We start from the raw sequence: 26,990 nt of genomic DNA, 5'->3' as shown, positions 1-26,990 counted from the left end.
CCGTCGAGCGGCCGTCAGCCCACGTACTGGCGTGCCGTCGAGCGGCGTTGCTCCCTCTCCAAAGCAGCCAGCCGCGCCTCGACCCGGGCGGGGACCGGGCGGCGGTTGGCCAGCACCCACGGGAGGGCCGCGGCGGCCCGGGCGAAGGCGCGGGCGCTGGCCGCGTCGCGGGGCACCGTGCGGGCCAGGTACCAGGTGCGGCGCAGCGCTGCGGGGAGGGGGCGGCGCAGCCAGGTGTACCAGAGGGTGTTGCGCAGCCCGTCGACGCGCCTGCCCGTGGCGTCCCGTACCCGGGAGGGCGCGTGGTGGATGGTGAGGTCCTCGGCGAAGGCCAGCCACCAGCCGTGCACGGCCAGGTCGGTGGCGAGCAGTTCCTCCTCGCCACCGAGCCACAGCCGGGGCTCGAAGCCGCCCGCCGCGCGGAACGCGGACACCCGCAGGCAGGTCGCGGCGGCCAGGAAGGAGCCCAGCGCAGGGCCGGGCAGCCAGTCGGGGCCGGGCACCGGGGAGTGGCGCAGTTCGGCCACCACCGGGTCCTCCGTGCCCTCGGGCTCCACGACGATCCGCGCGACCACGCCCGCCAGCCCCGGGTGCGCGTCCAACCGGTCGGCGGCGCCCCGCAGCGAGCCGGGGGCCCACCAGGAGTCGTCGTCGCAGAAGGCCACATACGGGGTGGTGACCTGGCGCACGGCGAGGTTGCGGCCCACCGCGCCGGTGTTGCGGCCCGGCGACAGCAGTGTCGTGTGCGGATGCGCGGCCCGTACGGCGGCGGCGGTGCCGTCGGTCGAGGCGTTGTCGACGACGATGACCGGGGGCTGCTCGGGCAGCTGGGCCAGCAGGTCGAGAGTGCGCAGCAGTTCGTCCTTGCGGTCGCGGGTGATCACGACGACCGTCACGCGGTGGTCCGGTCCGCCGGCGCGGGGCGCCTCGGTCGGCGCTTCTGTCCGAGCGGCGGCGGGGCGCCCGTCGGTGTCCGTCACGCCGCTGCCCCCTCCACCAGGCGGGCTGCCTCCTCGACCGCGTCCGGGAGGGGGCGGCGGAGACGGAGGGCTGCCGGGAGGCGGGGCAGCAGGCCGCGGGCGGCCCGGCGGGCCTGGTCGTCCCGTACGGAGGCCGCGCACAGGGCCGCCGTACGCGAGAGCGCGACCGGCAGCGGACGGCGCAGCCAGTCGATCAGCAGTTCGTTGCGGCGGATCAGTGCTTGCCGCCCGGGCCGGGGGGCGTCCGCCGGGAGGCCGGTCTGGGTGTCGGCCGGGCTGTGCCGGGCGACCACCTCCGGGCAGTGCAGGACCTCCCAGCCGGCCGCTGTCAGGTCGTAGGCGAGAAGTTTCTCCTCCGCGCCGAAGAACAGCAGCGGATGGTAGCCGCCCACGTCCAGATAGGCCTGCCTGCGCGCCACGGCGGCGCATCCGAGGAAGCCGAGGACCTTGCGGCTGCGCGGAACGGCGCCCTCGCCCAGCGGGGAGGCCGCCAGCACGCTGTTGAGCGGGTCCGGGCGCCCTTCCGGGCCCACGGTGATGCCCGCGGCCAGCAGCCCGGTGGTTGGGCGGGCCGCCAGGATGTCCACCGCCTTGCGCAGGGCGCCCGGCTCCCACCAGGAGTCGTCGTCGCTGAAGGCGATGTAGGGCGTGTGCAGGGCACGGACTCCGTCGTTGCGGGCCAGGGCGCCGCGGTTGACGGGCAGCCGCAGCAACTGCACCTCGGGGAAGGAGCGGGGCATCATCTCCGGCGTCCCATCCGTCGAGGCGTTGTCGACCACCAGGATGCGCGGTCGCTCGGGGAGGGCAAGCAGCCTCTCCAGCGTGCGGGTGAGGGTGTGGCGCCGGTCCCGCGTGGCGATCACCACGCCGAGCCGGTCGTAGAGGCTGCGGCCGTCCTGGGACCGGTCCCGGTCCTCCGTGACGGCCTCTGCCCGGCTCCGCCGGCCCCCGGACGGGCTCGGGTGTGCGCTGCCGCCGGGGGTACCCGGGTCCATGGCGCCTCCTGTCAGCGGAGCGCACGGCCCGGTGTGGCGGCCGGGCCGGCGAGGGGTCGGTGGATCAGCCGCGGAACATCTCCTTCTCGACCTGGTCGGGACCTTCGATGCGGTCGCTCTTGAGGTGGGCGATCTTGTCCACGACCTTCTCGCTCGCGTGGTTCTTCTTGGCGAGGTCGGTGAGGGTCTTCCGGTCGGTCGGGTAAGAGGCTCCCTTGAGGGCCTGCTGGACCTCGATGGGGTTGGTGTCGCTCATCGTGTCCTCCGTTGTCCGCGTCGTTCCCTGCCGTGTTTGTGCCGTGTTCCCTGTTTTTCGGCTTTCTCACTCATGGTGTGAGGCACCCGCATGGCCCGCAACACGGGCCCGGCCGCGCAGCAGCCGGGGCCCGTACCCGCCGGTGCGGCGGGTACGGGCCCCGGAAGGCGCGGGACGGAGCGCGCAGCCTCAGACAGTCGCCGGTTCCGGCTCCGGCACGGGGGCCGCGGCCCTCGTGCGCGGCGCGGGCACCGCGACCGACACGGCGGAGGCCGCCACCGGATCCGGTACGGGCGCGGGGGCAGGTGCCGCTGCCGGGGCGGCACCGCCGGCGGCGGCAGGCCGCAGCCGCGGCTTCGGCAGCCGGACGGGGCGCTGCTGCAGCAGCTGCGCGGCACCGGTGACGGCGACGATGGCCAGCCCGCCGACGATCAGCCCGCCCCGGGCACCGGCGAACTCCATGAGCACGCCCAGCAGCGGCGGCCCGACCAGGCCCCAGCCGGTGCTGGCGCTGCGCCAGACGCCGAGCACACGGCCCCGCAGATGGCTGGGCGGCTCGGTCTGGAGCACGGTGGTGCCCGCGGTGTCGGAGACCGACTCCACGACGGCCATGGGCGCCACCAGCAGGATCAGGAAGACCAGCGACGGCGAGAGACCGGCGACGGCCTGCAGCAGCGCACCGGCGGCGGCCAGCAGCGCGACGTGCCGCACCGACGGCTTGCGCAGGCAGCCCGCGAGCACGGCGCCCGCCATACCGCCGACCGCGAGCACGGTGGAGACGGTGCTGAACGCGCCGGCGCCGGCCGCGAGCGGGCCCGTGACCAGGACGGCCAGCGTCAGCTGGTAGTTGCGGCCGAAGATCGCGGAGATGCCGGTGATCGCGGCGAGGGAGACCAGGCGGGGGTTGCGCAGGAAGTAGACCAGCCCCTCACGGGCGCCACCGGTCAGGGCGCCGCGCTTGCCGCGCCGGTCCTCTACGGCTGCCGGAGCGGTGCGTTCGTGGACCGTCTGCGGTTCCCGCTCCTCCTTCGGCACCAGCTTCAGGAAGGGGATGACGGCGGCGACGGCCAGGAACGACAGCCCGTTGACCAGATAGGCGGACGCCATGCCGAACCAGGCGACGGTGGCACCGGCGGCGGCGGTGCCCAGCAGCCGTCCGGCGCTGTGCACCACCGAGCCCAGCGCGATGGCCGACGGCACGTCCTTGCGCTTGACCAGGTCGTTGCCGAGCAGCGAGCAGGCGGGGTTGTCGACCGTGGCGATGGAGCCGGTGACGGCGGCCAGCACCATCAGCAGCGGGACGGTGAGCATGTCGAAGGCGACGAACGTGGCGGTGCTGAAAGCGACCACACCGAGCAGCGCCTGACTGACCGAGGCGGTCATCTTGCGCGGCCAGGAGTCGACGAGGCTGCCGCCGACCAGGCTGAGCAGCAGGCCCGGAGCCGCCTGTACGGCCAGCGAGAGGCCGGTGGTTGCGGCGGAGCCGGTGAGCTGGAGCACCAGCAGGTTCTGCACCGTCAGCTGCATCCAGGTGCCGACGTTGGAGACGAGGTTGGCCGCTGACCACCAGCGCATGCTGGGGTAGCGCAGGGAGCGCCAGGGGCTGCGCTCGGAGCGCTCGGAGCCGGCGGATCCCGCCGGGGCGGCGGGGCGGCGTCGGAAGCGCTCGGCGCAGCGGGCGGCAATCGGGTGAAGAAAAGGCATGGGGAATTCACGCGGGAGGGCAGGCGACAGGAGGGCGGGAGAAGAAGGAGAAGTCGGAGGTGGAGAAACAGGCGGAAATGGCTCGCGCCTGTTGCCCTCAGCCATGTTCACAGACGGTTCACGTCGGTCGGTCCCCGAATGCCGCCGAGAACCGCCCAGCAGTCCGCCTTTCCTCGGGCTGACCTGCGAGGAAATGGCTCGGCGTTGTCTTGCTCACAGCCCGCAGCGCGCTTGGACGCCAGTTACACAGCGTCCACAATTGACCCCCCTATACAGCGCTCAATGACAGCCGGTGACGGCGTTGTGTTTGGAGTCGACCGGTCGGGTACTCGACCACGGTGAGCAGCGCTCGACAGCTTCTCGGTTGCGACCCGACTTACCGAGCCGCACGCTGAGAGAGCGAACAGACCGGCCCTCCATCGCTTCGGAATTCCGCGCTCCAGGGCCCGGGAGAACGAGGAAAGACAGCACATCGCTCCCCTCTCAAGAGGGCCCTCCACCTCAGGAATCGGCTGTGCCCGAAGGCACGGTGACCGTGACCGTAGGAGTGTTCATGGACGTCCCCACCGATGCCATATCCCGTTTCCGGCACGCCGTCGTCACGGGCGGGGCGGGCTTTCTCGGCTCGCATCTGTGCACCGCGCTGCTGGAAAGCGGATGCGACGTCACCTGCGTGGACGACTTCTGCACCGGCCGCCCGGAAAATGTGGCGCATCTGACCGGGCGGCCGGGATTCACCTTGCTGGAAGCCGACATCTGCCGCCCGTTCGAGGTGGCGGACAGTTCCGGCTCCTCGGCTCCGCCCGACCTCGTACTGAATTTCGCCTCCCCGGCCTCGCCCGCCGATTATCTTCGAATGCCGCTGCACACCCTGGAGACGGGGAGCGCGGGCACCCGCAACGCCTTGGCGCTGGCCCGGCGGCACGGGGCGCGGTTCGTGCAGGCCTCCACCTCGGAGGCGTACGGCGACCCGCAGGAGCACCCGCAGAGCGAGCGGTACTGGGGGCATGTGAACCCGGTCGGGCCGCGCAGCGTGTACGACGAGGCCAAGCGGTTCGGCGAGGCGCTGACGGCGGCGGAGGCGCGCGTCCACGGCAGCAATGTGGGCATCGTCCGGCTCTTCAACACCTACGGGCCGCGGATGCGCGGCTACGACGGGCGGGCCGTCCCCACCTTCGTGCGGCAGGCGCTGGCCGGCGAGGAGCTCACCGTGACCGGTGACGGGCGGCAGACCCGCTCGCTCGCGTATGTCGAGGACACGGTGCGCGGCGTCCTGGCCATGGCCGGCTCCGAGCTGCTGGGTCCGGTCAACGTCGGCAACCCGGACGAGATCACCATGCAGGAACTGGCCGAGCTGGTCATCGAGCTGACCGGCTCCCGCTCCGGCCTGCGCTTCGTGGAGCGGCCCAGCGACGATCCGGCGGTGCGCTGCCCCGACATCACCCTGGCCCGCGGAAAGCTCCAGTGGGAGCCCCGCGTCACGGCCCGCGACGGACTGGAGCGGACGATCGGCTGGTTCCGCGCCCACACGCACCCCGGCGGCTGACCCCACCCCCTCCCGCCCTCTCCCGGCGAAAGGCAGACCATGCGCGTTCTCGGTATCAACGCCCTCTTCCACGACCCGGCAGCCGCGCTCGTCATCGACGGACACACGGTCGCCGCCGCGGAGGAGGAGCGGTTCTCCCGCCGCAAGCACGGCAAGCGGCCGGTGCCGTTCGCCGCCTGGGAGCTGCCCTGCAAGTCCGCGGCGTGGTGCCTGGCCGAAGCGGGGCTGCGCCCGCAGGACATCGACGCGGTGGCCTACTCCTTCGACCCGGACCTGGCCAAGCCCGCCGCCGACATGGAACTCGACGACCCGTGGGACCCGCTGCGGCTGACGTACGCGCGGGAGGCGCCGTCCTTCCTGTGCGACGCGCTGCCCGGCCTCGACCGCGAGAAGGTGCACTTCGTCCCGCACCACATGGCGCACGCGGCCTCCAGCGCGTTCGCCGCGCCGCACGCGGAGCGGTCCTCGGTGCTGGTGGTGGACGGGCGCGGCGAGTCGACGTCCCATCTGGCGGCGCGGCGCCGCGGCGCGGCCGTCGAGCCGCTGCACAGTCAGCAGCTGCCGCACTCGCTCGGCCTCGTCTACGAGGAACTGACCGAGCACCTGGGCTTCCTGCGTTCCAGCGACGAGTACAAGGTGATGGCGCTGGCCTCCTACGGCAGGCCGCGGATGGCCGCCGAGCTGGCCAGGTACGTGCACTCCACCGGGGACGGCGGGTTCGTCGCCAAGGACGTGCCCTGGGAGAGCTTCGCGCCCCGGGCCCGCCCGGGGCAGGACTGGACGCAGGAGCAGGCGGATCTGGCGGCCGGCGCCCAGCGGGTACTGGAGGACACGCTGCTGGACATGGTGCGCTGGCTGCACGGCCGCACCCACGACGAACTGCTCACCATGGCGGGCGGTGTGGCGCTCAACTGCGTGGCCAACTCGCGGCTGGCCGCAGAGGGTCCCTTCTCGCGGGTGTGGGTGCAGCCGGCGGCCGGGGACGCCGGTACGGCGCTGGGCGGTGCGCTGGCGCTGGCCTCCAGGGGCGGGGACGCGACCGAGCCGATGGGCGGGGCCGACCTGGGGCGGCAGTGGGACGAGGCGCAGCTGCGCGAGTGGCTCACCACCGCCGGGGTGCCGTTCGAGCGGCCCGACGACGTGGCCGAGACGGTGGCGCAGGCCCTCGCCGAGGACGCGATCGTCGCCTGGTTCCAGGGGCGCTCCGAGTACGGGCCGCGCGCGTTGGGCCACCGCTCGCTGCTGGCGCACCCCGGACGGGCCGAGAACCTGGAACGCCTCAACGATGTGAAGGGCCGCGAGCAGTTCCGTCCGGTGGCGCCGATGGTGCTGAAGGAGCGGGCACCGGAGATCTTCGAAGGCCCGCTGCCGAGCCCCTACATGCTGTTCGTCCACGACGTTCGGCCCGCCTGGCTGGACCGCATCCCCGCCGTGGTGCACACCGACGGCACCGCGCGCATCCAGACCGTCGACCGCGAGCAGGAACCCTTGGTCGCCCGGATGCTGGCGGCGTTCGAGCGGCGCACCGGGCTGCCGGTGGTGGTCAACACCAGCCTGAACACGGCGGGGCGGCCCATGGTGGACGACCCGCGTGACGCGCTGGAGTGCTTCGGCTCGTCACCCGTGGACCTGCTCGCCATCGGCCCGTACGTGGTGCGACGCGCGAGCTTCTTCCACCGGCCCGAGGAGACCGCGCAGCCCGCCGGGGCCCCGCGCCCCGAAGGGCTCGACGCCGTACGAGGGGAGCCCACGTGAGCACCGGACAGCCGGACGCCGAGCCCGAGTTCGCCGTCGTCATCCCCACTCTGGGCCGGCCCTCGCTGGCCGGGACGCTCAGAGCACTGGCCGACGCCGGTCCGCCGCGCCCGCGCCGGATCGTGCTGGTGGACGACCGGCCGGCCCGCGAGTGCGGTCCGCTGCCGGTCGAGGTGCCGGACGAACTGGCCCCGCTGGTCGAGGTGGTGCCGGGCACGGCCGCCGGGCCCGCCGCGGCGCGGAACGTGGGCTGGCAGGCGGTCGGCGAGGAGTGGATCGCCTTCCTGGACGACGACGTCCTCCCCGGCGAGCGGTGGACGCGGCGGCTCGCCGCCGACCTGGCCGCTGCCGGTCCCGACACGGCCGGCAGCCAGGGCCGCATCACCGTCCCGCTGCCCGCGCACCGGCGGCCCACCGACTGGGAGCGCAACACGGCCGGACTGGCCGACGCGCGCTGGATCACCGCCGACATGGCCTTCCGGCGGGTGGCGCTGGAAGCCGTCGGCGGCTTCGACGAACGCTTCCGCCGCGCCTTCCGCGAGGACGCCGACCTGGCGCTGCGGCTGATGGCCGCCGGGTGGCGGCTGACGGAGGGCGAACGGCACACGGTGCACCCGGTGCGGCCCGCCGACCGCTGGGTCTCGGTGCGCGCCCAACGCGGCAACGCCGACGACGCGTTGATGAACCGCATCCACGGCCCCGACTGGTGGCGGCGCGCCGGAGCCGCCCGCGGCCGGCTGCCGCGCCATGTGGCCGTCACGGCGGCGGCGGGTGCCGCACTCGGCGGGCTGGCCGCCGGACGCCGCCGCGCCGCGGCGGTGCTGGGCGGGCTGTGGCTGCTGGGCACCGGCGAGTTCCTGTACGCGCGCCTGCGCCCGGGACCGCGCACCCGCGACGAGAGCCTCACCATGCTGCTGAGCAGCCTGCTGATCCCGGCCGTCGCCACCTACCACTGGGCGAGCGGTCGGCTGCGGGCGCTGCCCGCGCGCGACAGCCGCGACAGCGGAGGGCAGCGCCCGGTCGTCCGTGCCGGGGGGCCGAGCGCCGGCGGCGGGGAGCGGCGCGTCCACGGCACCGAGGAGCGGGAGGTGCGGGCATGAACAGCCAGGCACCCGTGGAGTCGGCGCCCGTAGCCCGCAGCGCGCGCCCGGCGGCGGTGGTGCTGCGTACGGCGACCGCCACCTGGTACCAGGACGGCCCCGCAGAGCCGCTGGTACGTATCCCCCACACGAGTTCGGCGCCCTGCGCGGCGGTACCGGCGTGCGGGCGGCCCCGCGCCGTCCTCTTCGACCGGGACGGCACCCTCGTGGAGGACGTACCGCACAACACCGACCCGGGGCGGATCCGGCCGCGCCCCTCCGCGCGGGAGGCACTGGCGGCACTGCGTGCTGCCGGGGTGCCGGCGGGTGTGGTGAGCAACCAGCCCGACGTCGGACGCGGCCTGCTGCGGCTGACGCAACTGGACGCGCTGCACGCGCGGATGGAGGCACTGGTGGGACCGCTCGCGGTGACCGCCGTGTGTCCGCACCGGCCGCAGGACGGCTGCGGCTGCCGCAAGCCGGAGCCCGGCCTGGTGTTCGCCGCCTGCCGGGTACTGGGGGTGCGCCCCCCGGAGACCGCCGTCGTGGGGGACATCGCCGCCGACCTCGGGGCCGCGCACCGGGCCGGAGCCACCGGTGTGCTCGTACCCAACACCGCCACCCGCGCGGCCGAGACCCGCGCGGCTCCCCGCACCGCCGCACATCTGGCGGCGGCCGTCCGCGCGCTGGTCGGTGCCCCCGCCCGGCCTGGAGGCCCGACATGACCCACCCGCACACCGGCCCGCACACCGATCCGCGCACGGAATCCGGGGCCGCTGACCCCCACACCCTCGTGGTACGGCTCGACAGCGTCGGTGACGTACTGCTGGCCGGGCCCGCCGTGCGGATGGCGGCCGCCGGTTCACGGCGGGTGACGCTGCTGGCGGGCCCGCTCGGTGAGGGCGCGGCGCGGCTGCTGCCGGGAGTGGACGAGGTGCTCACGTTCGACGCGCCCTGGGTGGGCCGCCGGCCCGCCGCCGTGGACCGCGCCGAGACCGCCGCGCTGGTCGAAGCCCTCGCCCGGCGGCGCTTCGACCGTGCTCTGGTCCTCACCTCCTACCACCAGAGCCCGCTGCCCATCGCACTGCTGCTGAAGCTGGCCGGGGTGGAGTGGGTCGGCGCGGACAGCGAGGACTACCCCGGCTCGCTGCTCGAACTGCGGCACCGCAGGGCGGCCGGACGGCACGAGGCGGAGGCGGCCATGGACCTGGCGGCCGCCGCCGGGTTCGCGCTGCCGGAGGGCGACCACGGGGGTCTGACGATCCACCCCCCGCCGGACACCGGCCCGTTGACCGGGACCGACCCTTACGTCGTCGTCCACCCCGGCGCCTCGGCACCGGCCCGGGCCTGGAGCCGGGAGCGGGCGAGGCGCGCGGTGGCGGCGCTCGCCGACGCCGGGCACCGGGTGGTGGTCACCGGCGGCACCTCGGAGAAGGAGCTGACGGCCGCCGTCGCCGGGGAACACGCGCTCGACCTGGGCGGCCGCACCGGGCTGCACGAGCTGGCGGGCGTGCTGGCCGGTGCCCGCGCGGCAGTCGTCGGCAACACCGGCCCCTCCCATCTGGCGGCTGCCGTGGGCACCCCGGTGGTCTGTCTGTTCTCCCCCGTCGTACCGGCCGACCGCTGGGCGCCGTTCGGGGTGCCGCACGTGCTGCTGGGCGACCAGAGCGCGCCGTGTGCCGGCACCCGCGAGGTGACCTGCCCGGTGCCGGGCCACCCGTGTCTGGACGCGGTGGACGACGCCCAGGTGCTGGCGGCGCTCGACCGGCTGCCGCCCGCCTCGCCCACGCGGGCCCCGCACCCGGCCCGCAACACACACCCCACGGACCGGACGGCCGAGGAGGCCTGCGCATGAGGATTCTGCTGTGGCACGTGCACGGCTCCTGGACGACGGCGTTCGTCCAGGGACCGCACACCTATCTGGTGCCCGTGCTGCCCGACCGGGGCCCCGACGGGCTGGGCCGGGCCGAGACCTTCGCCTGGCCGGAGTCCGTGCGCGAGGTCGGCCCGCAGGAGCTGGCCGAACTGGACGTGAACGTCGTCGTGCTGCAGCGCCCGCACGAGGAGGAGCTGGCCGAGCGCTGGCTGGGCGGACGCCGTCCCGGCCGCGACGTCCCGGCCGTCTATCTGGAGCACAACGCACCCGACGGTGCGGTGCCCGACACCCGCCACCCGTACGCCGACCGGGACGACCTCACGCTGGTGCACGTCACCCACTTCAACCGGCTCTTCTGGGACAACGGCACGACGCGCACCACCGTCATCGAGCACGGCATCGTCGACCCCGGCCACCGGTGGACCGGTGAGCTGGGCCGCGCGGCAGTCGTCGTCAACGACCCCGTACGGCGCGGCCGGTACGTCGGCACCGATCTGCTGCCCGCGCTGAGCGAGGCGGCGCCGCTGGACGTCTTCGGCATGCGGACCGCCGGGCTCGACGCACACCTGGGGCTGCCGCCCGAGCGCTGCCGCGCCCAGGACCTCCCCCAGGAGCAGTTGCACTCCGCGATGGCGCGGCGGCGCTTCTATCTGCACCCGGTGCGGTGGACGTCGCTGGGCCTGTCACTGCTGGAGGCCATGCACCTGGGCATGCCCGTGGTCGCGCTGGCCACCACCGAGGCGGTCGAGGCGGTGCCGGAGGGCACCGGCACGCTCTCCACCCGCCCCGAGGTGCTGGCAGAGGCGGCACGCCGGTACCTCAACGAGCCGCAGGCCGCGGCCGAGGACGGCGAACGCGCCCGGCGCGCCGCGCTGAACCGGTACGGGCTCAAACAGTTCCTGCACCGCTGGGAGCAGCTTCTCGAGGAGGTGACCCGCTGATGACGGACCGGACAGCCCAGGCGGCCCGGACGGCCCGGAGGAAGGAGCCGCTGCGCATCGCGCTCGTCTCGGAGCACGCCAGTCCGCTGGCGGCACTGGGCGGCGCCGACGCGGGCGGCCAGAACGTCCATGTGGCGCGGCTCGCCGAGACCCTGGCCGAACAGGGGCACCGGGTGACCGTCTACACCCGCCGGGACTCCCCCGACCTGCCCGAGCGGCTGCCGATGCGGCACGGCGTGGACGTCCACCATGTGCCCGCGGGTCCGCCCCGCCCCGTACCGAAGGACGAACTGCTGCCCTACATGGGGCTGTTCGGCGCCTTCCTGTCGTCCCGTTGGGCCGCCGAGCGGCCCGACCTGGTGCACTCCCACTTCTGGATGTCGGGGCTCGCCACCCTGCAGGCCACCCAGGACGGACTGGTGGGCGGCCTGCCGTTCCTGCACACCTACCACGCGCTGGGCACCGTCAAGAAGCGGCACCAGGGCGACGCCGACACCAGCCCCGGCGAACGCATCCCCTGCGAGACGGCGGTCGGCACCTCCTGCGACCGGATCATCGCCACCTGCCGGGACGAGGTGGCGGAGCTGACCGCGATGCGGGTGGGCGCCGGCCACGTCTCCATCGTCCCCTGCGGTGTCGACCCGGACGTGTTCACCCCCACCGGCCCGCAGTGGCGACGCCCCACCCACCGCCCGCTGCTGGCGCACATCGGCCGGCTGGTGCCGCGCAAGGGCGCCGCGCTCTCCATCGCGGCGCTCAGCCGGATACCCGAGGCCGAACTGGTCGTCGCGGGCGGCCCGAAGGGCGCGGAGCTGGACCGCGACCCGGAGGCGGTGCGGCTGCGCGAGCTGGCCCGCGAGCTGGGCGTCGCCGACCGGGTGCATCTGACCGGCGGGCTGGACCGGGAGGAGGTGCCGAAGCTGATGCGCGCGGCGGACGCCGTGCTGTGCCCGGCCGACTACGAGCCGTTCGGCATCGTCCCGCTGGAGGCCATGAGTTGCGGGACGCCCGTGGTGGCCACCGCGGTCGGGGGCCAGTGCGACACCGTCGCGCACCGCGGCACCGGGCTGCTGGTGCCGCCCCGCGACCCGGAGGCGCTGGCGCACGCGGTGCGGACGCTGCTGGCGATGCCCGCCAGGGGCCGGGCGTACGGCGCCGCCGGGCGACGGCGGGTGCTGTCCCGGTACAGCTGGGCGCGGGTGGTGGCGCAGACGGAGGAGGTCTACCGGCGGGTGCTGGACGCACGCGCGACACGGGCCGCCGCGCAGCCGGCAGCCGTACCCATGACCCCGGCCGCCCACTGAGGCAGCTCGGCCCGCCCCGGACGGCCCCGGGCCGCCCGTTCTCGTCTTCCGTCTCTTCCCCGCCCGCTCCCCACAGCAGTGGCCCCCGTAGCACCGACCCGTAGCGCGAAGGAGGGAGGCCGCCGGCCGGTCCCGGCCGTCAGGCCGCCGACATGCTTCCTGCCGACCCCGCACACGCACACTGCCAGGCACTCGAACAGGCCGTGGCCGCCTTCCGTCGACAGCACACGGCCCAGGTGACCGCCTGGGGGGAGCGGCTGGCCGAGGCGCTGCGCGCCGGTGGCCGGCTGCTGGCCGCGGGCAACGGCGGCAGCGCGGCACAGGCCCAGCATCTGACCGCCGAGCTCGTCGGCCGCTACCAGGGCGAGCGCCGGCCGTACTCCGCCATCGCCCTGCACGCCGACACCTCCGCCGTGACGGCCATCGGCAACGACTACGGCTTCGCCGACCTGTACGCCCGTCAGGTCGCGGCACACGGCCGCCGCGGAGACGTCCTGCTGCTGCTGTCCACCTCGGGGCGCAGCGAGAACCTGGTCAACGCCGCGCTGGCGGGCCGCGAGGCAGGAGTGCGGGTGTGGGCGCTGACCGGGCCCGCGCCCAACCCGCTGGCGGCGGCGGCCGACGCGGCACTGTGCGTGGCGGCGGACACCACCGCGACCGTCCAGGAGGTGCACCTGGTGGCCGTGCACCTGCTGTGCGAGGCGTTCGACGCGGCGCAGGAACCGGCCGAGGACCTGCTGTCGGCCACCGCGCCGCTGCCCGCGGTCGAAGCGCCGCTGGGGGCGGCGGAAGGCGGTGGGCCGCCCCGACTGTGAACCGTGCCCCAAGCCCCTTCCCGTAGGACGAAGGAAGCCGTCATGCCACGCAACCGCCCGCTCGTCGTCGTCGGCGACACGCTGCTGGACACCGACGTCGAGGGCCAGGCCCACCGGCTGGCACCGGACGCTCCCGCGCCGGTGCTGGACGTGGCCGAGGAACACAACCGGCCCGGCGGGGCCGGGCTCGCCGCGACGCTGGCCGGGGCCTTCCCGCCGGACGCGGCGGCCGGGGGATCGGAGGCGGGCCCGGAGATCGTGCTCGTCACGGCGCTCGGCCAGAGCCGGTCCGACCAGACGGTACGCGATCTGCTCACCCCCCGGGTGCGGCTGCTGGAGCTGCCGCTGCGCGGCAGTGTGCCCGTCAAGACCCGGCTGTGCGCCGACGGGCGACCGCTGCTGCGGGTGGACCGCGGCGGCGGCACCGTGGGGCCGGTGACCGACGAGGTGCGGGCGGCGCTCGCGGGGGCGCACACGGTGCTGGTCTCCGACTACGGGCGCGGGGTCGCCGCCCGGCTGCGCGCCGAACTCGCCGTACTGGCCGGACACACCCAGGTGGTGTGGGACCCCCACCCGCGCGGTGAGCCGCCCGTGCCGGGTGCCCGGCTGGTGACGCCGAACGCGGGCGAGGCCATGGCGCTGTGCTCCGGGGACCATCCGGACGCGAACGGCGACGGGCTGCACGGGCACGGGTGGCGCGGCGCGGTCCTCGCCTCGGAGTGGCGCAGCGCGGCCGTCGCGGTGACGCTGGGCAGGCGCGGCGCTGTGCTGGCCCGGCCCGGGGACGAGGCGCCGCTGTACTTCCCCCCGCTCCAGGAGGTCGACGGCGACCCCTGCGGCGCGGGTGACTGCTTCGCGGCGACGGCCGCCCGGGCGCTGGCCGACGGCGCCCTGCCGGAGGAGGCCACCCATGAGGCGGTGCGCCAGTCCGGCGCGTTCGTGGCCGCGGGCGGGGTGCGCAATCCGGCGCTGTGGGGCGGTGTGCCCGCCGCCCCGTCGGCCCCTCCGGTGACCAAGACGGACGACGCGCGCGCCCTGGCCGCCTCCGTACGGGCCCGCGGCGGCACCGTGGTGGCCACCGGCGGCTGCTTCGACCTGCTGCACGCCGGGCACGTGGGGATGCTGCAGAACGCGCGCCGCACCGGCGACTGCCTCATCGTCTGCCTCAACTCCGATGTGTCCGTGCGCAGGCTCAAGGGCGAGGGCCGGCCGATCACCCCGGAGGCCGACCGGATCTCGGTGCTGGCCGGGCTCGACTGTGTCGACGCCATCGCCGTCTTCGACGAGAACACCCCCGAACGCCTGCTGCGGGAACTGCGCCCCCATGTGTGGGTCAAGGGCGGCGACTACGGCACGGAACGGCTGCCGGAGGCCTCCACGCTGGAGGAGTGGGGCGGTCGCGTACTGCTCCTCCCCTACCTGGACGGCCGCTCGACCACCGCACTGGCCCGCCGCGCCGCCGGGCACCACGGCGCGGCCCGGCCCTCCGGCCTGGAGCAGTCGTCGTGACGCGGCCCACGGCGCCGGTCGGCACCGCGCACACCCAGCCGGAGCGGCCGGCACCGCTCGCCCTCCGGGAGGGTGCGGGCCTGAATCCGGACCGGCCGCGCATCCTGGTGCTGCGCGCGCTGGGGCTCGGGGACCTGCTGACCACCGTGCCCGCGCTGCGTGCGCTGCGCCGTGCGCTCCCGGACCACGAGTTGGTGCTGGCGGCCCCCGGATGGCTGGCCGACGCGGTACGGGCGGTCGATGCCGTCGACGTCCTGGTGCCCGCCGGTGCGGCCGACCGCGAGGTTCCGGCGCGGGTGCCGTGGCCGTGGGCCCCGCCCCGGCTCGCCGTCGACCTGCACGGCAACGGCCCGGCCAGCCGCGCGGTGCTCGCCCGGCCGGCTCCCGGGCGGCTGCTGGCGTACGCGGACGGCTCGGCGCCCCGCTGGCGGCCCGACGAGCACGAACGCGCGCGCTGGTGCCGCCTGCTGACCTGGTACGGCATCCGGGCCGAGGCGGACGATCTGCTGCTGCGGCGTCCTGCCACCGCCTCCCCGGCCCCCGGGGCCGTGGTGCTGCATCCGGGCGCCGACGCCGGGGCGCGGCGGTGGCCGCCCGAGCGGTTCGCCGCCGTCGCACGCCGGTTGCGGGCGGACGGGCAGCAGGTGGTGGTCACCTGTGGGCCCGGCGAACAGGAGCTGGCGTACGGCATCGCCGAGCGCGCCGGGCTGTCCGCCGCCGCTGTGGCGGGCGCGCCGGCGGGGCTGCCGTTCGACACGTTGGCCGCGCTGGTGGCCCAGGCGCGTGCGGTGGTCGTCGGCGACACGGGAGTGGCCCACCTCGCCTCGGCCCTCGCCACCCCGTCGGTCGTCCTGTTCGGCCCCGTCTCCCCCGCCCTGTGGGGGCCGCCCGCGCTCCCCCGGCACCGCCCGCTGTGGCGGCCGCTGCCCGGCGACGGGGTACGGCCCGGGGACCCGCACGGCGTGGAGCCGGACCCCCGGCTGCTGCGTCTGGCCCCGGGGGAGGTCCTGGACGCCTGCGCGGCCCTGCCCGTGTGCGGTGCGCCGGATGGAGCCCGCCCGGCGGCCCCGCTGGCGGCCGGCGCCTCGGGGGCGGGTCCGTGAGGTATCGGAGGGCCTTGCTGACGGGGTGGTTCAGTTTTGTCGAGGGGGAGGCCACGGCGGGGGACGTGCTGGCGCTGCGGCGGGCCGAGGAGGTCGTACGGGAGGCGGGGGTGGGGTACGACGTGGCGTGGAGCCCCGGGTTCCGGCCCGGGGAGCTGTCGTTGGAGACGGTGCGGCCCGACGAGTACGACCTGCTGCTGTTCGTCTGCGGACCGTGCAGCGGCCCGCAGACCGCCGCGCTGCACGAGCGTTTCGCGCACTGTCACCGCGTCGCCGTGGGCGTCTCCGTCGTCGACCCCGCGGAACCGGCGGTGACGGGATTCCACGAGGTGATCGCCCGGGACGGGCATTCCCGCGAGCCCGCGCCGGACCTGTCGGTGGGCACCCGCCCGGTGGCCGACGGGCTGCCGCCCGTGGTCGCGACGCTGCTCACCACGGGGCAGCACGAGTACGCGGGACAGCGGCGGCACGAGGAGACGGTGCGCCGCGTCACCTCCTGGCTGGGGGCGCGGGACTGTGCGCTGCTGGAGCTGGAGACGCGGCTGGACACCCGCGACTGGCGGCTGTGCGGCACCCCGGAGCAGTTGGACGCCGTGCTGGCCCGCGTCGATCTGGTGGTCACCAACCGGCTGCACGGTCTGGTGCTGGCGCTGCGGGCGGGGGTGCCGGCCATCGCCGTCGATCCGGTGGCGGGCGGCGCGAAGGTGAGCGCGCAGGCGCGGGCGCTGGACTGGCCGGCGGTGGTCCCCGCCGAGCGGCTGGACGACCAGGTGCTGGCGTACTGGTGGGAGTGGGCGCGCCGGGAGGGCCGCAGCCGTGCGGCCGCACACGCCGCCGCGCCGCCGCCCGAACCCCTCGCCCGTGCGCTGCGCGCCTGTCTCGGGGACGCCTCTCGGCGCGCGGGGCGCTGACGGCCCGGCCGACGACCTCCGTACCATTTGACACGATTTGTAGGAGTGGGACCCTGTTCGGAGGAGGTGTGGTCGGGCCGTGCCAGGCCTCGCCCGCCATGCGCCGAGCGCGGAGGCCCGGCCGAAGGGAGCCGCATCATGACCGACGAACTGCACGGCAAAACGGTGGCTCTACTGGCCACCGACGGCGTGGAACGCGTCGAACTGGAGCAGCCGCGCGGCGCGTTGCACGGGGCGGGGGCGCGGACGGAGGTGATCTCGCTGCACACCGGGGAGATCAACGCCCGCCAGATGGACATCGATCCGGCAGGCACGTTCACCGTGGACAGGACGGTCGCCGACGCGTCCGCCGACGACTACGACGCGCTGATGCTGCCGGGCGGCGTCATGAACCCCGACCAGTTGCGGACCGATCCCGACGCGATCGCCTTCGCCCGGGAGTTCATGCGCGCGCGCAAACCCGTCGCGGCGATCTGCCACGGCCCCTGGACCCTGGTGGAGGCGGACGTGCTGCGCGGCCGGCGTCTCACCTCGTGGCCCAGTATCCGCAGCGACCTGCGCAACGCGGGCGCGGAGGTCGTCGAGGAGGAGGTCGTCATCGACGGGAACCTCATCACCAGCCGCGGCCCCGACGACCTTCCGGCCTTCTGTGCCACCCTCGTGCGGCAGGTGGCCGGGATGCCGGCCCCCCAACCCGTCTGACCGGCGCCCGGCCGCTCAGGCGGGCGCCTGGCCCGGCCCCTTGGGAAGCCCCATCCCCTCGGGGAGGAAGTCCGCCGTGCTCGCGTGGCGGAGCCGGGTGCGCATGAGCGCCGGGAAGCGGGGAGCCGGGACGGTGAGGACCGGGCACCGGGCACGCGCCAGGACCCGGCGCGTGGTACCGCCGTGCCCGAAAAGTCCCCGGCGGGTGGCGCGCACCCCGATCACCAGGCGGTCGTCGGGGCGGTCCGCCGTCGCGACGAGGGCCCGCCAGGTCCGGTCGCGGACCAGCCGCCGCTCGACCTCGGCGACTCCGGGCGGGTCACCGCCGAACGCCTCGTCGAAGGCGCGGTCCAGCCGCGCACGGGCCTCCCGGCGCCAGTTCTCGGCCCATACCCGGTCGGGCCGCAGCATGTATCCGGCCTCGCCGTCCGGCGGCTGCCAGGCCAGCACCGCCAGCAGCGGCCGGCCGCAGTTGCGCGCCTCGCGCGCCGCGGTCTGCAGGGCCGCCAGACTGGCGAGCGACCCGCTCACGCCGACGACCAGCCGGCCGGGCCGCGCCCCGTGTTCGCCCTCCCCGCCCGGCGTCGTCCGCCTCCGCCCCTCGGCACCGTCCGTTCCTTCCACCGCTCGCCCCTCCTGCCTGCCCGTCGATCCCGTCCATTGGCCTGTTCACCGGCGGCGCGGCCCACCCGAGGAGCCGCTGCGCAAGAGAGTCTGGCGCCGATTGGACTGGCACGACAGAGCCAATGAAAAGGAATTGGCTCGAACTGGCTTGCCAGGACCGGTCGGTGCGGAGCCATGACACGGACACGGCGCCGAGAAGACAGGCCACCGGACGGTGCCGGGGACCGGGCCAGGGCACTGAGCAGACCACCGCGCGGACGGCAGGTGCCGTCCGCGCGGTGGTCGGGGAAGACGGGATCAGGCCGCCGACACCTGCCGTACGGGATCCCCGGCCGCCGGTCCACCGGACCGCTCCAGCAGGGAGTCGTCCTCCGGGCGGGCACCCGGCAGACGGTGCCGAGCGGCGACGAGAGCGGTGTCGATGTCGCGGGTACCGGTGGACACGCACAGCGTGTAGGCGAGGTCGTTCATCCGCTGCCGCACCTGGGGCGACCCGTTCTCGGCGTGCAGAACGGCGAGTGCCTCGTACTCACCGACCAGGTTCCGGAGGACAGCGGGGTGTGCGAGCAGCATGCTTGTGCTCCTTTCGAGAAGCGCGAACGCGATCGAGCCTGCAGCCGGACCGGGCCGTGCCTCGGCAGCACGTGGTGCCCGGACAGCGCGGGCTCAGGCAGCGGTGGCGTGGGAGCGCACCGGGCGCCGACGGCCCCGTTCGGCTGCGCGGTCCCGTTCGACGTGGTGGCTGCGCTCGGCGCGGCGGACGCGCTGGGTACGGCGGTCGTGTTCGACCTGTTGACGGACCCGCTCACAGCTCTTGGACAGCAGCCGGGAGACGTGCATCTGGGAGATGCCCAGTTCCTGGCCGATCCGCGACTGGGTCATGTCCCGGAAGTAGCGCATGTACAGCACGCGGCGCTGCCGCTCGGGCAGCTCGCGCAGGCACGGCTTGACCGCCTCCCGCGCGACCACCGTCTCGTACTCCGGCTCCGACTCGCCGAAAGTGTCGGCCAGTGAGAATCCGTCGTCGGCGTTGGGGCCCGTGGCGTCGAGGGACAGCGAACGGAAGCTGTCCATGGCCTCCAGCCCGGCGGCCACGTCCTCCTCGGACATGCCGGCGTGCTCGGCGATCCGCTCCACGGACGGAAGGCCGTCGTCCAGACCGGTACTCAGTTCCCGGACGGCGGTCCGCACCCGGTTGCGGAGCTCCTGGATGCGGCGCGGTACGTGCACGTCCCAGGTGCGGTCGCGGAAGTGGCGGCGGATCTCACCGGTGATGGTGGGTATCGCAAACGGCACGAAGGGCGTTCCCTGTGCCGGGTCGTAGCGGTTGACGGCCTTGACGAGGCCGAGCGCCGCGACCTGCTCCAGGTCTTCGAGGGATTCCCCGCGGTTGCGGTACTTGGCGGCCAGCCGGTGGGCCATCGGCAGCCATGCCTCCACGAGGCGGCTGCTCAGCTCCTCCCGCTCGGGTCCTTCCGGCAGCGCGGCCAGTCGTTCGAAGTCCTCGGCGGTGTCGGGGGCGTCGTCGTGGCTGTGGCGGGCGTTCTGCGGGCGGTAGCGGACTGCGCACATGTCGGGCTACTCCTCCCGTCTCGCTGATGTGGTCACAGTCGCGGGAAGAGGGCGGCTCAGGAGACACACCTCGGGGGCCCTGAGCGCTCGTCTCCCGCGATGTGCCTGTTCTCCCAAGCACTTGGAGGTTCGTCTAACCGGCAGCCGCGGGGTCAAACCCGTTGATCGGATTTTTTCCGTGTCCCCACCCGCCGGAGACCTTCGCGGCGCGGCCTTCCGGCCCCGTCGGCGGGCCGGGGCTCAGGACGGAAGAACACGCCCTGAGCCTTTGCCTCCTGCACGCTTCACGCCGGCGTTTTCGTATGTGCTCAGGCGTCGGCGCCGCGCGTCTCACCGGCGCCCCGGCGCAGCCGCCCGGTGTGGCAGGCGAGCGTGTCGACGCGCTCGGCGAGCTCCGGATGGCTGCCGGACAGATGCTGCTGTGCTCCTATCAGCGGGGCGACGAGCCGGGCGGCGTCGTCGTCGGCGAGCGCACCGGCGAGCACGGCCCGGGGCTCGGCGGGAAGGTCGGGCAGCGCGGTGATCTGACCGGCGAGCTGGCGCAGGTCGGAGGCGTTGCGCCGGGCCCAGGCCGCCACGGTCCGGTCGGCCGCGCGGCGGTCGCGGGTGGCCCGCACCCGCTGCTCGCCCGTGGCACCAGGGGTGCCGGGCCGGCCGCGCAGATAGCGGCGTTCGGCCGCCTGCCGGGAGGCGACGCCGAGCGGGGCGGCCAGGTCCGCCCAGCTGGCGCCTGCCGTGCGGGCGGTCTCGATCAAGGACGTTTCCCAGCCGGCGAGTTGGTCGCGCACCTGGCGCAGCGCCAGCAGCGCGGTCAGCGCCTGGTCGCAGCTGGGGGCCGAGGCGTCCGGTGGCGAGGTGTCACCGGGCGGGGCCTGCGCGCTGCGGACCGCCTCCTGGATCCGGTGCAGTGCCGCCGCGGCGGCGAGGAAGGAGGCGGGAGCCGGATGGCTCCGGGCGGGCGGCAGCGGCTGTTCTTCAGGTGTGGGCACGGGGATCCTCCCCTCGCAATGTCGTCCATAGGGCGACAACCACGCTTGTCATCGTTCGGATGACATGGTACAAGGAATGACAGGTGCAGCGCATTGGCAGACACAGATACTGCCCAAGCTCATCGGAGGTGTTTCGTAATGTTGATGCGCACCGACCCCTTCCGCGAGCTCGACCGCATCGCCCAGCAGTTCCTGGGCACGGGCGGCACCTGGTCCCGGCCGTCCGCCATGCCGATGGACGCCTACCGGGACGGCGACGACTACGTGCTCGCCCTCGACCTGCCGGGTGTCTCCCCGGACGCCATCGACATCGACGTCGAACGCAACATGCTCACCGTCAAGGCGGAGCGCCGCCCCGTCGCCGGGAGCGACGAGGTGCACATGGAGCTCGCCGAGCGGCCGCTGGGCGTCTTCTCCCGCCAGGTCGTGCTGGCCGACACGCTGGACACCGACAACATCAGGGCCGACTACGAGGCGGGCGTACTGACCGTCCGCATTCCCGTCAGCGAACGCGCCAAGGCCCGCAAGATCACCGTCGGCAACGGGGCCGACCGCAAGCAGATCAGCAGCTGAGCCCGCGCGGCGGCACACCCGCGGCAGCACGGCGCAGGGCGGCACAGGAGGGGCGGAGGACGGGAGCCGCCCGGTCCCGCCCTCCGTCACGCACGCCTCCGCCGTACGGGAGAAAGCCCACGGGGCGGGCGCCCCCAGGACCGCAGCGGTCCTCGCAAGGAGCGCCCGTCCCTCGACCACAACCGGAGATCGAAACGTGTCACTGACGCATATGAAGCCCCAGGCCGGCCCCGTCACGGAAGGCATGACGTACGACCAACTGGTCGAACGCGTGCGGTACGACGGCGCCTACCCCACCCGTGAACGAGCCGAGGCCGTCATACACGCCGTCCTCTCCGCCCTCGGACGGCGCCTGACCGGCGAGGAACGCGTCGACCTCGCCGCCGTCCTCCCGACGGAGGCAGCGCGCGTCCTGACCGCACAGATCCCCGAGTCCGCTCAGCTGACCGGCTGGGAGTTCGTGAAGGACCTCGCCTCCCGGACCGGCGGTACCGCTGCCACCACCCGCTGGGACACCGGCACCGTCCTCGCGCTGGTCGCCAGGCTCGCGGGTGAGGATCTGATCAGCCGCATCATCGACCGACTCCCGCCCGGGTACGCGCTGTTGTTCGGGCGCGCCGAGCTCACCCGGCCCACCGTCTCCCCCACCGCCCGGACGCCGCAGCCCGCACAGGCCGCCTGAAGACCGCGGCCCGCACGCCCGGCCCCGGCCCCGGCCCCGGCCGAAGGGTGCCGGACCGGGCGGCGCCGGGGCCCGGTCACTCCCGCGCCGTCAGCGCGCGGGCGGCCAGCACCAGCGCCGCCTCCTCCGCCGGTGGGAAGCCCAGCCGGTTGAAGGTCATATGGAGGTGGTGCAGCAGCAGTTCGGCGCGGGGGACGGGGACGTGCGAGGCCGCACAGCGGTCCAGGGCCCCCGCCACCACCGCGACATGTGCCGCCAGCCTGCCGCGTACCGGCTCGCGCGGCCACGGCGCCTGCCGTACCTCCCACGCCAGGGTGCGCAGCCGGTCCCGTGCCTCGTCGGCCGGGAGGACCATCCGCAGCCGGGCCAGCCAGCGGCGCCGGTGCGCCGTCCAGAAGGCGTCCCGCTCGCCCGGTGCCAGGCAGGAGTCCACCAGCATGCCGGTGAGATCGACGGCGGCCGCGGCACGTTCGTAGCCGGCGGGGAGGGCCACCAGTTCCGTCTCGGCCAGCATCGCGCAGCAGTCGGTGAAGACCTCCTCGGCCGACCGGATGCCCGCCGCGCCGCCGTATTTGGCCTGTTCGGGCGCGTAGGGGGCCGGGCTCACCCCGGTGGGCTGGTGCCGGGGGGCCATGGTGGGCTCGGCGGGCAGCAGGCCGCCGCCGTCCGGCTCCGGGGACTGCTCGGGCAGGGCGGCCATCAGCGCCCGCAGCTCCGGCGTACGGGCGTGCAGCGTGTCGGCCTGCTCGGGTGTGCAGCGGATGCGCAGCCGCAGATGGTGGCCGGTCGCGTCCCAGTAGCGCAGGAAGTGCCAGGCGGGAGCCGCCAGTTCGGCCGCGCGCGCGGCCAGCCACGGCAGCGCCGCGACCACGGCCGCGTCCATCCGGGCGGGGCCGCCCGGATAGGCCCGTACGTACCACCAGTCCCACGGCTCCTCGGTGTCCTGCTGACGAGCCGCTGCGCTGCGGGCAGGCGTCGCGGTCACCGCTCCCCCTCTCGGTCCGTGCCGGACGGGCCGGCCTCGGTACCGGCCCAGTGCAGCAGTACGGCGTGCTCGGTGGCGCGCCGTTCGCCGTCGCGGTCGCGCTGCGGGTGCTGATCGTGCGCGGGCAGCGCCTCGACGAGGCGTACATGGCCGGTGCTCGGGGTGATCCAGTGGGCCAGGACGTCCAGCGAGACGGCCGAGTCCAGCCGGATCCACAGCGGCTTGCGGTCGTGGTCCGGGCTCATCCCGCCCCCGGCCGCGGGCAGCAGATAGGCGAACACCTCACGCGGCATGCCGTGTGCACGGCGGAACGCGTCGGCTGCCGCCACGGCCTCCGCATCGCTGCCGGACCCGGCCACGGGAAGCGGGAGCCGGTGCACGGGCACGATCCATGAGGCCCGCCGGGTCACCACCCGGCCCTCGCCGCCCAGCGTCCGCCTGCCCAGCGCGACCACCCGCTCGGGCTCGCGGGGCAGTTGGAAGGGCATGCGGTAGTCCGACAGCGGCGAACCGTTGACCCACGGGTCGGCCAGCACCGCGAGGAACCGGGCGAACTTGGGGAACAGATGCGTGGGCACCAGCCCGGTGTAGGCGGCGGCCAGCGGCTGCCCGTCCGGGGCCAGCAGGGTGAGGGTGTCCTGGCGCGGGTCGTGGACCAGCCGGGTGGCGCTCAGCGGGAGGGCGCCGGGTGCGTCGAGCTCCCCGGGGACGGTCAGCGGGGGCAGCAGCCCGGAGGACTGGGCCTGCGCGGTGCTGCACTCGGTCCACAGCACCATTTCGTGGTGGTGCACGGCGTGCGGCCAGCAGCGGCGCACATGGGTACGGAGCGCGTCCGCGAAACCGCCGCCCAGCAGCCCCTTGAAGCGGGTGAGCAGACCGCCGGTGCCGGGGTTGAACTGGTTGACGACCATCCGGGGGCCGCCCTCCCCCCGCTCGTCCCGGCCGCCTTCGATCCGCTGGAAGAGCACCGCCGCCGCCGGAGGCGCACTGCTCGGGCCCACCGGGAGCCAGGCCCGCTCCCCTGGGTCCTCCCGTGCGGCGAGGTCGAGCTGCGCGGCGCGCTCCAGTTCCGGGTCGCGGTCGGTCTCGGCCCCGCAGCGCATGGCGAACCCGAGCACGTCCGTGCAGCTGCCGCCCTTGCCGTAGGTGGCAACGAACCGGCGCACCAGTTCGTCGTACAGGTGCGAACGGAACAGCCGGGGGCGGATCTCGGCCCCCAGGCGGCGCAGGTCGGCCGCGGTGTCCTCGTCCTCCAGCACGGGCGGCAGCCGCAGATCGGTGACCGCGTCCTCGTACCAGACCTCGGTCGGCTCGAACCGGTCCCAGCCGGCCTCCCGCGCCCAGTCCCGCGCCAGCTCGCGCACGCGCGTGACGGCTTCGGCCCGCCGCCGCGGCCCGTCGTCCCCGGCCCGCGCGGGCCGGGCCATGCGCGCCTGTTCGGCGGCCAGTTCGCGCAGCTGCCCCACGACGGCCGGGCCGTCGCTCCCCGCGCCGGCCGTCAGCCCCAGCAGGACCGACACCGGGTCCTCGCCGCGCCGCCAGGGAGCCACCGGGGCCAGTACACCGCTGTCGAGCATCCGCAGGAAGCGGCGGAAGGGGTCCGTGCCGCCGAGCGCGCGCAGCGCCGCCTCGTGACGGAGCGTGCCGTCGTCCTCGTCGCAGCAGTCGGCCAGCCGACGGGCCCAGTGCGCCGCCAGTCCCGCCTCCCCCACGTGGTCGATGCGCCAGGTGACGCCGCCGGTGGCGACGTACTCGGGGTGGAGCATCAGCTCGCGCACGTCCTCTTCCGCCGCCTCCTCGCCGGATCCGGCCGGGCGGACGGCTGCCGGGCGGACGGCTGCCGGGCGGACGGCTGCCGGGCGGTAGCGGAGCAGGGGCGCCGTGTACGGGGAGCGTGCCAGGGCGTGGAGGGCGGTGAAGGCGACGGTGGCCGACACCTGCTGCACCGCCTCCCCGCAGTGGTCCCGGCCCGGTGCGCCGACCGTCGTCAACCGGGCGAAGGGGCTGGTCTTGGCGGCGGCGCGGACGGTGTAGGAGTACAGCGTCCGCATCGCGCGCTGCCGCTTGCGGGTCCTGCGGGCGCTGCCGTAGCGCACCCAGTCGGGGGTGGCCAGCGCCAGGGAGTGGGCGAAGCCGGGGTCTTCCAGCGCGGCGGTCAGGGTCTCCTCGGCAGCCGCGCGGTCCCGTGCGACCTCCTTGTCCAACTCAGCGGCCACTGCCTGCGCGGCGGCGGTCAGCTCCTGCCAGCGGCGCAGGGTGGCGCGCGCCTCCTGGTCGGCGTACTCCCCCACCCGCGCCCCGGTCTGCTCGTCCCAGCCCGGCGGGGCGGCGCGGTGTGCGGCGCGGCGCGCGGCCAGGACGGCGCGGCGCAGCTCGCGCGCGTCGTCCAGCAGCGGCACCAAGGCGTAGAGAACGTCCTCCACCTGGGGCCGAAGCTCCTCAAGGGCACCGCTCAGCTCGGCGTGCCGGTCCAGGAGTTCGGCGGTACGGGCACCGGGAAGCGGGCAGCAAGCGGCGGGCAGCCCGGCGACACGGGTCAGCTCGGGGACGCCCGACCGCGCCCGGAGGCGATCGGCGGAAGGGGTGGTCACCGGCCCCACATCCCCTGGACGCTGCCGTAGGAGAAGACCGTGCCCACCACCGCCACATACGCCAGCACCAGCACATACAGCGTGCACAGTGCTCCGTAGGCCAGGTGCAGTCTGCGCGCGGCGGGTGTCAGGGCCGCCAGGTGGGAGGGCAGCGGGCGGCGCAGCAGTGTGTGTTTGAGCAGGCCGAAGGCGCGGCCGCGGGCGTCGACGGTGCCCATGCCGGCCTCCAGCGCGGCGTAACCGTCGCTGGGCAGCAGCGGGTTGAGGTTGGTGATGACGCTCAGGAGCTGGAAGACCAGCATCGTCGCGGCCACGGTCGCCACGGTGCCGTCCACCGTGGTGGCGACCAGCGCGGTGAGTCCGGCTATCCAGCCGTCGTTGACCGGCCCGGCCAGCGCCAGGACGACTCTGCTGGCCCGGGAGCGCAGTCGGTAGGCGTCGGTGCGGTCGACGTAGGCCAGCGGCATGAAGTAGAAGAGCAGTGCGAACCCGAAGCCCCGCACGGGCACCTTCAGGAACTGGGCGACCATCGCGTGCGCCGCCTCGTGCAGCACGATCTGGCCGAGGAAGAGCACCAGCGCCAGCAGCGTCGTCCAGTGTGCGAGCTTCGGGTCGGCGGAGGGCCCGGCCAGCAGCGCCCATACGGCGAGGACGGTACCCGCCACGCCGCCCGCGATATGGCCGCCCGCCAGCGCGCCGCCGGGCATCTTGCGCAGCACTGCCGCGAGCGGTTCCAGCAGCCGGGGCAGCAGTGTGCGGCTGACGACGAAGCGCGGCATCATCTGGTTGCGTTTGCCGCGCCGCCCCGCGTCCCGGGCCCGTTGCGGGGTGGGCGAGCCGTCCAGCAGGCCGCTGTCGTACAGGTTCTTCACGAAGCGGTCCAGCTCGGTGCGGGCCGCCTCGGGGGTCTTGGTGCCGCGCGCCGCCATCAGTCCGGCGATGTCGTCGAGCGACCGGGAGCCGTCGAGCCGCTGGACGAGGCCGGCGGCCGACCGGCTGAGCCGGTGGTAGATACCGGAGGACGCGTCGTACAGCAGCGGGTGGTCGTCCATCCCGCGGATGACTTCCAGGCCCTCGCGGAGCTTCGGTCGGGTGAGGGTCTCCATGCACAACTCCCTGGTGCACCTGGTGGCGGTTCGGCGCGCGGGCCGCGTCGTAGCCTGAGCGTGCTCGCGGGTCGCGTCCGCGAGCACCCGGTTCCGGGGCGCTTCGCCCGCTCCGGAACCGGGGTCTCACCTCACGGCGCGGTCCGGTGTTCGCGTGTCACCAGGCCGCTGTCGAGCTGTGTGGAACGGTGCGTTCCGTCGCTCAGTTGCCGTTGGAGGAGAAGCAGCCCGCCGTGCCCAGGCAGGCGGCGGGGCAGCTGCCGCAGCCCGCGGTGGCGGCGCAGCCGAAGGTGGTGAAGGGGCTGTCCGACTCGGGCAGTGCCTCCATCTCCAGGTCCTCGGCCCACAGTTCGAGGTCGACGCTGTTGGTGTCCATGCGTGTCACCTCCCTC

26 protein-coding genes are annotated in these 26,990 nt (G+C 74.8%); 14 read left to right on the top strand and 12 right to left on the bottom strand.

What is annotated here, in order from left to right; translation table 11 throughout:
• Positions 1 to 14 precede the first annotated feature (14 nt).
• The 4 genes from JW613_RS23115 to JW613_RS23100 all read right to left on the bottom strand — a co-directional run bounded on the left by JW613_RS23115 (position 15) and on the right by JW613_RS23100 (position 3,935).
• Positions 15 to 896 carry a glycosyltransferase family 2 protein gene (locus JW613_RS23115; RefSeq protein WP_307866009.1) on the bottom strand — a complete coding sequence of 294 codons (882 nt, stop codon included), beginning with the start codon at positions 894 to 896 and terminating at the stop codon, positions 15 to 17.
• Positions 897 to 976: 80 nt separating this feature from the next.
• Positions 977 to 1,975, bottom strand: a complete 999-nt coding sequence (locus tag JW613_RS23110) for a glycosyltransferase family 2 protein (RefSeq protein WP_209212852.1) — start codon at positions 1,973 to 1,975, stop codon at positions 977 to 979.
• Positions 1,976 to 2,039: 64 nt separating this feature from the next.
• Positions 2,040 to 2,231, bottom strand: a complete 192-nt coding sequence (locus JW613_RS23105) for a DUF2795 domain-containing protein (RefSeq protein ID WP_209212850.1) — start codon at positions 2,229 to 2,231, stop codon at positions 2,040 to 2,042.
• 189 nt (positions 2,232 to 2,420) lie between these two features.
• Positions 2,421 to 3,935, bottom strand: coding sequence for an MFS transporter (locus tag JW613_RS23100; protein ID WP_307866004.1), 1,515 nt, complete (start codon positions 3,933 to 3,935; stop codon positions 2,421 to 2,423).
• A 553-nt stretch (positions 3,936 to 4,488) separates the two neighbouring features.
• Here JW613_RS23100 and JW613_RS23095 point away from each other — a divergent pair.
• The 12 genes from JW613_RS23095 to JW613_RS23040 all read left to right on the top strand — a co-directional run bounded on the left by JW613_RS23095 (position 4,489) and on the right by JW613_RS23040 (position 17,476).
• On the top strand, positions 4,489 to 5,481 hold the full coding sequence (locus JW613_RS23095; RefSeq protein WP_209212848.1) for an NAD-dependent epimerase/dehydratase family protein: 993 nt from the start codon (positions 4,489 to 4,491) through the stop codon (positions 5,479 to 5,481).
• Between the two features lie 39 nt (positions 5,482 to 5,520).
• Positions 5,521 to 7,236, top strand: coding sequence for a carbamoyltransferase family protein (locus JW613_RS23090; RefSeq protein WP_209212847.1), 1,716 nt, complete (start codon positions 5,521 to 5,523; stop codon positions 7,234 to 7,236).
• On the top strand, positions 7,233 to 8,336 hold the full coding sequence (locus JW613_RS23085) for a glycosyltransferase family 2 protein (protein ID WP_209212845.1): 1,104 nt from the start codon (positions 7,233 to 7,235) through the stop codon (positions 8,334 to 8,336). The genes JW613_RS23090 and JW613_RS23085 overlap by 4 nt, the downstream gene beginning before the upstream one ends.
• Positions 8,333 to 9,040: an HAD-IIIA family hydrolase gene (locus JW613_RS23080; protein WP_209212843.1), complete on the top strand. Its 708-nt coding sequence runs from the start codon at positions 8,333 to 8,335 to the stop codon at positions 9,038 to 9,040. Before JW613_RS23085 ends, JW613_RS23080 begins: the two co-directional genes overlap by 4 nt.
• On the top strand, positions 9,037 to 10,170 hold the full coding sequence (locus JW613_RS23075; protein ID WP_209212841.1) for a glycosyltransferase family 9 protein: 1,134 nt from the start codon (positions 9,037 to 9,039) through the stop codon (positions 10,168 to 10,170). The genes JW613_RS23080 and JW613_RS23075 overlap by 4 nt, the downstream gene beginning before the upstream one ends.
• Positions 10,167 to 11,132: a glycosyltransferase gene (locus JW613_RS23070; RefSeq protein ID WP_209212839.1), complete on the top strand. Its 966-nt coding sequence runs from the start codon at positions 10,167 to 10,169 to the stop codon at positions 11,130 to 11,132. Before JW613_RS23075 ends, JW613_RS23070 begins: the two co-directional genes overlap by 4 nt.
• Positions 11,132 to 12,436, top strand: a complete 1,305-nt coding sequence (locus JW613_RS23065; protein ID WP_209212837.1) for a glycosyltransferase — start codon at positions 11,132 to 11,134, stop codon at positions 12,434 to 12,436. The genes JW613_RS23070 and JW613_RS23065 overlap by 1 nt, the downstream gene beginning before the upstream one ends.
• A gap of 152 nt (positions 12,437 to 12,588) precedes the next feature.
• Entirely contained in the window at positions 12,589 to 13,251 is a 663-nt protein-coding gene (locus JW613_RS23060; RefSeq protein WP_209212835.1) for a D-sedoheptulose-7-phosphate isomerase, read from the top strand.
• Between the two features lie 42 nt (positions 13,252 to 13,293).
• Complete coding sequence (gene rfaE2, locus JW613_RS23055; RefSeq protein WP_209212834.1) at positions 13,294 to 14,760, top strand: D-glycero-beta-D-manno-heptose 1-phosphate adenylyltransferase; 1,467 nt, start codon at positions 13,294 to 13,296, stop codon at positions 14,758 to 14,760.
• Entirely contained in the window at positions 14,757 to 15,863 is a 1,107-nt protein-coding gene (locus JW613_RS23050; protein WP_372447984.1) for a glycosyltransferase family 9 protein, read from the top strand. The genes rfaE2 and JW613_RS23050 overlap by 4 nt, the downstream gene beginning before the upstream one ends.
• Positions 15,864 to 15,880: 17 nt before the next feature.
• Complete coding sequence (locus JW613_RS23045) at positions 15,881 to 16,774, top strand: polysaccharide pyruvyl transferase family protein (protein WP_245226161.1); 894 nt, start codon at positions 15,881 to 15,883, stop codon at positions 16,772 to 16,774.
• Between the two features lie 138 nt (positions 16,775 to 16,912).
• A complete protein-coding gene (locus tag JW613_RS23040) occupies positions 16,913 to 17,476 on the top strand; it encodes a type 1 glutamine amidotransferase domain-containing protein (RefSeq protein WP_209212830.1) in 564 nt (187 codons plus the stop codon).
• Between the two features lie 15 nt (positions 17,477 to 17,491).
• Here the strand turns inward: JW613_RS23040 and JW613_RS23035 are convergent, their stop codons facing one another.
• The 4 genes from JW613_RS23035 to JW613_RS23020 all read right to left on the bottom strand — a co-directional run bounded on the left by JW613_RS23035 (position 17,492) and on the right by JW613_RS23020 (position 20,661).
• Positions 17,492 to 18,100: a universal stress protein gene (locus JW613_RS23035; protein WP_209212828.1), complete on the bottom strand. Its 609-nt coding sequence runs from the start codon at positions 18,098 to 18,100 to the stop codon at positions 17,492 to 17,494.
• 297 nt (positions 18,101 to 18,397) lie between these two features.
• A complete protein-coding gene (locus tag JW613_RS23030) occupies positions 18,398 to 18,673 on the bottom strand; it encodes a DUF5133 domain-containing protein (RefSeq protein ID WP_209212826.1) in 276 nt (91 codons plus the stop codon).
• A 93-nt stretch (positions 18,674 to 18,766) separates the two neighbouring features.
• On the bottom strand, positions 18,767 to 19,672 hold the full coding sequence (locus JW613_RS23025; RefSeq protein WP_209212825.1) for a SigB/SigF/SigG family RNA polymerase sigma factor: 906 nt from the start codon (positions 19,670 to 19,672) through the stop codon (positions 18,767 to 18,769).
• Between the two features lie 308 nt (positions 19,673 to 19,980).
• Positions 19,981 to 20,661 carry a type III effector protein gene (locus tag JW613_RS23020; protein WP_209212823.1) on the bottom strand — a complete coding sequence of 227 codons (681 nt, stop codon included), beginning with the start codon at positions 20,659 to 20,661 and terminating at the stop codon, positions 19,981 to 19,983.
• Between the two features lie 138 nt (positions 20,662 to 20,799).
• Between JW613_RS23020 and JW613_RS23015 the strand changes: the two genes are divergently transcribed.
• Together JW613_RS23015 and JW613_RS23010 are read left to right on the top strand one after the other, a co-directional pair.
• Positions 20,800 to 21,234, top strand: coding sequence for an Hsp20/alpha crystallin family protein (locus JW613_RS23015; RefSeq protein ID WP_209212821.1), 435 nt, complete (start codon positions 20,800 to 20,802; stop codon positions 21,232 to 21,234).
• Positions 21,235 to 21,445: 211 nt separating this feature from the next.
• The gene (locus JW613_RS23010; protein ID WP_209212906.1) at positions 21,446 to 21,916 is read left to right on the top strand and encodes a DUF2267 domain-containing protein; all 471 of its coding nucleotides are present in this window, start codon (positions 21,446 to 21,448) and stop codon (positions 21,914 to 21,916) included.
• A 76-nt stretch (positions 21,917 to 21,992) separates the two neighbouring features.
• Here the strand turns inward: JW613_RS23010 and JW613_RS23005 are convergent, their stop codons facing one another.
• The 4 genes from JW613_RS23005 to JW613_RS22990 form a co-directional block, all read right to left on the bottom strand.
• The gene (locus JW613_RS23005) at positions 21,993 to 22,901 is read right to left on the bottom strand and encodes a lantibiotic dehydratase C-terminal domain-containing protein (RefSeq protein WP_209212819.1); all 909 of its coding nucleotides are present in this window, start codon (positions 22,899 to 22,901) and stop codon (positions 21,993 to 21,995) included.
• Positions 22,898 to 25,492, bottom strand: coding sequence for a hypothetical protein (locus JW613_RS23000; protein ID WP_209212817.1), 2,595 nt, complete (start codon positions 25,490 to 25,492; stop codon positions 22,898 to 22,900). The genes JW613_RS23005 and JW613_RS23000 overlap by 4 nt, the downstream gene beginning before the upstream one ends.
• On the bottom strand, positions 25,489 to 26,598 hold the full coding sequence (locus JW613_RS22995; protein ID WP_209212815.1) for a PqqD family peptide modification chaperone: 1,110 nt from the start codon (positions 26,596 to 26,598) through the stop codon (positions 25,489 to 25,491). The genes JW613_RS23000 and JW613_RS22995 overlap by 4 nt, the downstream gene beginning before the upstream one ends.
• Positions 26,599 to 26,800: 202 nt before the next feature.
• Positions 26,801 to 26,974 (bottom strand): thiocillin family RiPP, encoded by a 174-nt coding sequence (locus JW613_RS22990; protein WP_107488698.1) that lies wholly within the window; start codon positions 26,972 to 26,974, stop codon positions 26,801 to 26,803.
• Between the last annotated feature and the right edge of the window lie 16 nt (positions 26,975 to 26,990).

The organism is Streptomyces smyrnaeus, assembly GCF_017676345.1.
Lineage (GTDB): Bacteria > Actinomycetota > Actinomycetes > Streptomycetales > Streptomycetaceae > Streptomyces > Streptomyces smyrnaeus.
The sequence above is the reverse complement of the archived record's forward strand: the minus strand, read 5'-3'. Positions and strand labels throughout refer to the sequence as shown.

What these genes read in the sequence shown, in the direction of transcription:
- JW613_RS23110 (WP_209212852.1), bottom strand. Translation starts at nt 1,975, where the DNA reads ATGGACCCGGGTACCCCCGGCGGCAGCGCACACCCGAGCCCGTCCGGG.
- JW613_RS23095 (WP_209212848.1), top strand. Translation starts at nt 4,489, where the DNA reads ATGGACGTCCCCACCGATGCCATATCCCGTTTCCGGCACGCCGTCGTC.
- JW613_RS23025 (WP_209212825.1), bottom strand. Translation starts at nt 19,672, where the DNA reads ATGTGCGCAGTCCGCTACCGCCCGCAGAACGCCCGCCACAGCCACGAC.
- JW613_RS23105 (WP_209212850.1), bottom strand. Translation starts at nt 2,231, where the DNA reads ATGAGCGACACCAACCCCATCGAGGTCCAGCAGGCCCTCAAGGGAGCC.
- JW613_RS23065 (WP_209212837.1), top strand. Translation starts at nt 11,132, where the DNA reads ATGACGGACCGGACAGCCCAGGCGGCCCGGACGGCCCGGAGGAAGGAG.
- JW613_RS22990 (WP_107488698.1), bottom strand. Translation starts at nt 26,974, where the DNA reads ATGGACACCAACAGCGTCGACCTCGAACTGTGGGCCGAGGACCTGGAG.
- JW613_RS23070 (WP_209212839.1), top strand. Translation starts at nt 10,167, where the DNA reads ATGAGGATTCTGCTGTGGCACGTGCACGGCTCCTGGACGACGGCGTTC.
- JW613_RS22995 (WP_209212815.1), bottom strand. Translation starts at nt 26,598, where the DNA reads ATGGAGACCCTCACCCGACCGAAGCTCCGCGAGGGCCTGGAAGTCATC.
- JW613_RS23010 (WP_209212906.1), top strand. Translation starts at nt 21,446, where the DNA reads ATGAAGCCCCAGGCCGGCCCCGTCACGGAAGGCATGACGTACGACCAA.
- rfaE2 (WP_209212834.1), top strand. Translation starts at nt 13,294, where the DNA reads ATGCCACGCAACCGCCCGCTCGTCGTCGTCGGCGACACGCTGCTGGAC.
- JW613_RS23090 (WP_209212847.1), top strand. Translation starts at nt 5,521, where the DNA reads ATGCGCGTTCTCGGTATCAACGCCCTCTTCCACGACCCGGCAGCCGCG.
- JW613_RS23015 (WP_209212821.1), top strand. Translation starts at nt 20,800, where the DNA reads ATGTTGATGCGCACCGACCCCTTCCGCGAGCTCGACCGCATCGCCCAG.
- JW613_RS23040 (WP_209212830.1), top strand. Translation starts at nt 16,913, where the DNA reads ATGACCGACGAACTGCACGGCAAAACGGTGGCTCTACTGGCCACCGAC.
- JW613_RS23080 (WP_209212843.1), top strand. Translation starts at nt 8,333, where the DNA reads ATGAACAGCCAGGCACCCGTGGAGTCGGCGCCCGTAGCCCGCAGCGCG.
- JW613_RS23030 (WP_209212826.1), bottom strand. Translation starts at nt 18,673, where the DNA reads ATGCTGCTCGCACACCCCGCTGTCCTCCGGAACCTGGTCGGTGAGTAC.
- JW613_RS23060 (WP_209212835.1), top strand. Translation starts at nt 12,589, where the DNA reads ATGCTTCCTGCCGACCCCGCACACGCACACTGCCAGGCACTCGAACAG.
- JW613_RS23100 (WP_307866004.1), bottom strand. Translation starts at nt 3,935, where the DNA reads ATGCCTTTTCTTCACCCGATTGCCGCCCGCTGCGCCGAGCGCTTCCGA.
- JW613_RS23075 (WP_209212841.1), top strand. Translation starts at nt 9,037, where the DNA reads ATGACCCACCCGCACACCGGCCCGCACACCGATCCGCGCACGGAATCC.